At 74.2% G+C, this 4,708-nt stretch carries 4 protein-coding genes; all 4 read left to right on the forward strand.

All coding sequences use genetic code 11. The annotated features are described in order from the left end of the window. The first annotated feature begins 155 nt into the window (after positions 1-155). The 4 genes from AB0G02_RS28715 to AB0G02_RS28730 all read left to right on the forward strand — a co-directional run bounded on the left by AB0G02_RS28715 (position 156) and on the right by AB0G02_RS28730 (position 4,687). Positions 156-2,192 (forward strand): transglutaminaseTgpA domain-containing protein, encoded by a 2,037-nt coding sequence (locus AB0G02_RS28715; protein WP_360799811.1) that lies wholly within the window; start codon positions 156-158, stop codon positions 2,190-2,192. Then, positions 2,189-3,328 carry a protein kinase gene (locus AB0G02_RS28720; protein ID WP_360799814.1) on the forward strand — a complete coding sequence of 380 codons (1,140 nt, stop codon included), beginning with the start codon at positions 2,189-2,191 and terminating at the stop codon, positions 3,326-3,328. Before AB0G02_RS28715 ends, AB0G02_RS28720 begins: the two co-directional genes overlap by 4 nt. 12 nt (positions 3,329-3,340) lie before the next feature. After that, positions 3,341-4,141 carry an FHA domain-containing protein gene (locus tag AB0G02_RS28725; RefSeq protein WP_360799817.1) on the forward strand — a complete coding sequence of 267 codons (801 nt, stop codon included), beginning with the start codon at positions 3,341-3,343 and terminating at the stop codon, positions 4,139-4,141. A 369-nt stretch (positions 4,142-4,510) separates the two neighbouring features. After that, the gene (locus AB0G02_RS28730; RefSeq protein WP_360799819.1) at positions 4,511-4,687 is read left to right on the forward strand and encodes a hypothetical protein; all 177 of its coding nucleotides are present in this window, start codon (positions 4,511-4,513) and stop codon (positions 4,685-4,687) included. Positions 4,688-4,708 lie beyond the last annotated feature (21 nt).

Consider the following 4,708-nt stretch of genomic DNA (forward strand, 5'->3'; position numbering starts at 1 on the left):
GGTGATCGCGCGGCGCTCGTCGGCGTGCGACCCCGGTACGGGGACGTGATCCTGGTGGTCGGGTCGCACGGCGCCGCGCCGGTGGTGCCGGGGGTGCGGGTGCTGCGGGCGGCGAACGCCGTGGACGCGATCCGCCAGTGGCAGACGGTGATCGCATGACGAGGGTCCACGCGGTCTGGTTGCTGCTCGCCACCGCGGTGCCGGGTCTGCTGTTCGCCCCGGTGTTCGGGCTGGGGGCGCTGGTGCCGCCGATCGCCGGCGTCGTCGTGGCCTGCTACGCCGTCTTCGAGCTGTGCCTGCGATTTCCCGCGCTGCGGCCGTGGCGGCCACTGCTCGTCCTGGCGGCGGGTGCGCTCGCGCTGGTCGAACTGGCGCTCTTCGACACCACCGTGGGCGGACTGCCGACCGCGGCCAGCCTGACGGGGCTGGTCGCCGGTGTGACCGACTCCTGGCAGCTCACGCTGCAGTCGACGTGGCCGGTGCGGCCGGAGGCGGACCTGCTGCTGTTCGTGCCGCTGCTCGTGCTCCTCACCGCCTCGGTGGGCATCGAGCTGCTGCGCCGGCCCGCCGCGGCCGTGCTGCCGAGCCTGGTGCTGCTCCTGCTGAGCCAGGCCTTCATCGCGGTGTCGGGCGCGGTGGCGACGCTGGTCGCGCTCGCCTACGCGGTCGCCGTCGCCGGCCTGTTCGCCTCCCCGGCGCGGTCCGCGGTCGCGCTGACGGTCGGGTTGAGCGTCGTGGCGGGGGTCGCCGCCCTGGCGGTGCCGACGGGGCCCGCGTACTCGGTGCGGCAGAACCAGTTCGCCGGGGTGCCGCTGCCGCGGGAGGTGAGCCCGCTGGCCGAGGTCGCGGCGCGGTTGGCCGATCCCGACGCGGAGGTCTTCAGGTACACCAGCGACGCCCCCGTGGACCGCTGGCGACTGGTGGTGCTGGACGGCTTCGACGGCGTCACGTGGACGGCGGACGACCGGTACCGCAGGCTGGGCGCGGAGATCGCGCCGCCGGCCGGGGTGAGCGTGCCGACGACGCAGCACTCCGCGCACGTCACCGTCCCGAGTGGACAGCGATGGCTGCCGAGCCAGGCGATGCCCAGCTCGGTGACGGGCGCGGTGCGGCCACTCGTCGACCAGGACGCCGGCACGCTGCTGCTGCCGGAACGCGGTGGCCCGGCGGAGTACGACCTGCGCTGGCGGGAGCCGTTCGGGGACCTCTCCGGCCTCCCCGACGCGGCGGTGTCGTCCGACGTCCGACCCGGCGACCTGGGCACCGTGCGGGACGGGATCGCGGAGCTGGCGAACACGGCCACCAGGGGTGCGCGGCCGACGTTCCGGACGGCGCTCGTGCTGGAGCAGTACCTCAGCGACAACTACCGGGTCGCGACCGGCTCCGAGCTGCCGACCGGGAGCGGCTGGCCGCAGCTGGGCAAGTTCCTGCTGGACACCAAGCGCGGGACGAGCGAGCAGTTCGCCGCGTCGTACGTGGTGCTGGCCCGGATCGTCGGCATCCCGGCCCGGTTGGCCGTCGGCTACCGCGCGCCCCGCGACCGGCCGGCCGGCGAGGTGGTCGTGCGCAACAAGGACGTGCTCGCCTGGCCGGAGGTCGCCGTGGAGGGCGTCGGCTGGGTGCCGCTCGACCCGGCCGGCACGGCGAGCGGGGCGGGTCCGGCGCCGACCGGGCTGGCCGAGGTCACGGCGAAGGCGCGGGCCGAGCTGCCGCCGCCGAACGAGAAGCTGCCCGACCCGCCCGTGTCGACGCCCGCGCCGGTGGACGAGGCGACTTCGTGGACCGGGGTGTGGGTGTCGGTGCTATGGGGTGTCGCGGGCCTGCTCGCGCTGCTCGTGGTGGTGGTGCTCGCCATCCCGGTCGGCAAGCTCGTCCGGACCGCGCGCCGCAAGCGCTTCACCGGCGCCCGCGGGGTGGTCGGCGCCTGGTGGGAGGTGCGTGACCTGCTGCGGGCGCACGGCACCCGGATCACGCCCGGCATGACTGCCCGTGACCTCGCCGCGGTCTCCGCCGGCTCCGTCGTGGACGGCCTGCACCGCCTCGCGGTCCACCTGGACACGGCGTTGTGGTCGGGTGCGGGCGCGGACGAGGGCACGGTGGCCGCGGCGTGGAAGGCCGTCGCGGAGGTCCGGGGCGCGCTCGCCGGGCGTCCGCTCGGTGAGCGGATCAGGGCGGTGTTCGTGATCCGATGAACGAACTGCTCGGCACCGGCCCCGTCGCCGAGGTGTACGCGGTCGACGGGGTCGCGTTGAAGGTGTTCCCCGGCAGGTTCGACCGGCGCACGCTCGCGACGATCGAGCAGGAGAGGGGCAAGCTCGCCGGGCTGTCCGCGCCGGTGCTGCCGCTGGACGGCGTCGAACTGGTCGACGGCACCCGGCACGCCTTCCGGATGCAGCTGTGCGCCGACTCGCTGGCGGACCGCGTGCGCCGGGAGGGGCCGCTGCCGTCGGAAGAGGTGAGCGCGCTGCACGAGTCGTTGACGCGCGCGCTGGCCGCGGCGCACGCGCTCGGCGTGCTGCAAGGCGGGATCACACCTGCTAACGTGCTGTTCCGCGCGAGCGGTGAGGCCGTGCTGGCGGACTTCGGCGTGGCGCAGCGGCAGCGGTTCCGGCGCGACCCGCTGGCCGGCATCGAGTGGGTGTCGCCGGAGACGCTGCGCACCGGCGTGGTCGGCGCGGCGACCGACGTGTACGGACTCGGCGCGGTGCTGCACTTCGCGTTGACCGGGAGGTCGCCGCACCCGAGCCGGATCGGGGAGCTGACCGGCGAGCGGATCCTGCGCGTGCTCGGGGATCCGGTGCCCGCGGTCAGCCGGCCCGACGTCCCGGTGGCGCTGTCCACCGCCATCGGTCGAATGCTGGCCCCCGACCCGGCGCGGCGTCCGGCGGCGGCACCGGCCACCGCGCCCGAGGCCCCGGCCGGTTCCGCGCGGTGGCGCTGGTACGCGGCCCTGGCGTTGGTGCCGGTCGCCGCGCTGGCGGTCGTGCTGTGGCTCCGCGCCCGGCCGGAGCCGCCGGCGGCGGACTCCCTGCCGTCGGTCGCGGACGCGCCCGCGCCGGCGGTGGAGCTGGAGGAGCCGACCGACCTGGGCGACGAGGTCTCGCTCACCTGGACGGCGACGGACGACCGGATGTACTTCGCGGTCCGGTACTGGGCCGAGGGCGAGCCGAGCCGGACGAAGCTCGTGCAGTTCAGCCACACGGCGACGGTGGCCGTCGATCCCGATCGGGGCCGCAAGTACTGCTTCCTGGTGCGTGGCACCACCGGTGAGGGCGGAATCTACGAGAGTCGGACCGAGAGCGTGCGCGGGGCGGTCTGCCACAGGTGAGGAGGTCGGCTCGTGGAGCCGAAGTTGGAACACCCGGGTGGGCTCCTGCTGCCCAGGGGGCACGACAGCCTGACCCGCGGCGTCGCGCGCGCGGTGCCGGGGTCCGTGCACGTGCTCGCCCTCGGTGGCGGCGGGTACGCGGTCGGCCCGCGCGACGGCCGGACCGTCTACTTCGGACGGAACCGGCCGCTGGTGCACGTCTGCGTCGGTGAGGACGACCAGCAGGTCAGCCGCAGGCACGGCGAGCTGACCCACCGCCAGGGCCGGTGGTGGCTGAGCAACACCGGGCGCAGGCCGATCCGCCTGCCCCGCTCGCAGTGGCTCTTCGCGGAGGAAGGCGCGATCCCGCTGGCCGAGGGGTACACGCCGCTGCTCGTGCCCGGCTCGCGGGACCGGGAACACCTGCTGGAGGTCTACGTCACCGGCGTCGACGGCGCGCAGCCCCGCTCCCGCCACGACGCCGACACCGACCCGCCGCGGCCGTACGCGTTGACGCCGGACGAGAAGGTGATGCTCGTCGCCCTGGGGCGGAACTACCTGCTGCGCGACCCCAACCCGAAACCGCTGACGTGGAAGGAAGCGGCCCTCCGGCTCGCCGAACTCCAACCCGACGCGGGGTGGACGGCCAAGAAGCTGGAGCGCCGGGTCAGCGTCGTGCGCGACCGCCTGTCCCGCCGGGGGGTGCACGGCCTGACCCGCGAGGAGGTCGGGGAACCCGTAGGCAATGCCCTGAACGACAACCTGCTCCGGGAACTCGTGCGGTCGACCTCGCTGGCGCCGAAGGACTTGGACCTGCTGGACTGGCAGTCCTGATCGTTGTGTTGTGGTGTCTCGACGGTATCGACAGGTTTCCTCACGCGGGTCCGCGCGGTGGGGGAGTTGCCGCCGCGGAAAAGCGACCCGCGGCCTCGGCTTTGCCGGGTCGACCTCCGCCGAACCGCCATTCCCCATGATCAAGGGGGGTGGCGGCCTTTCGGGTGAAGTGGTTCGCCGGGGGTTGTGGCGGTCGGCTGCTCGGTTAAGGTGCGAACGGGGGATCGAATTCTTGCTTCGATCCGGGGGTGTTGATTAACGGCAATCGGCGGGACCGGCGTGCCCGATCCTGTCCCGATTCGATCCCCTTCGCATTCGTCGAGGGGGGAATTCGTGCATTCACGTGGTATTGCGGCCCGATCGGCCGCAGTGGCGCAAGGACGGCTGATCGGTCACGTCGGCGACACCGGCGCCACCCACCCCGGTATCTCGCAGGACTGCGCCACGTCGCCGGTGCGCGCGACGAAGGGCCTCGGCACCGGCACGTTCGGCCAGGACGCCGGGATCGGGCACGGCCGGCTGGGCTTCCGGCTCGCGATCAGCTGACACCGGGGCGACGCACCCTGG

The organism is Actinosynnema sp. NPDC023658, from assembly GCF_040639995.1.
Classification (GTDB): Bacteria; Actinomycetota; Actinomycetes; order Mycobacteriales; family Pseudonocardiaceae; genus Actinosynnema.

Excerpts from the sequence above, each read along its gene's own strand:
- AB0G02_RS28720 (WP_360799814.1), top strand. The coding sequence starts at position 2,189 with ATGAACGAACTGCTCGGCACCGGCCCCGTCGCCGAGGTGTACGCGGTC.
- AB0G02_RS28715 (WP_360799811.1), top strand. The coding sequence starts at position 156 with ATGACGAGGGTCCACGCGGTCTGGTTGCTGCTCGCCACCGCGGTGCCG.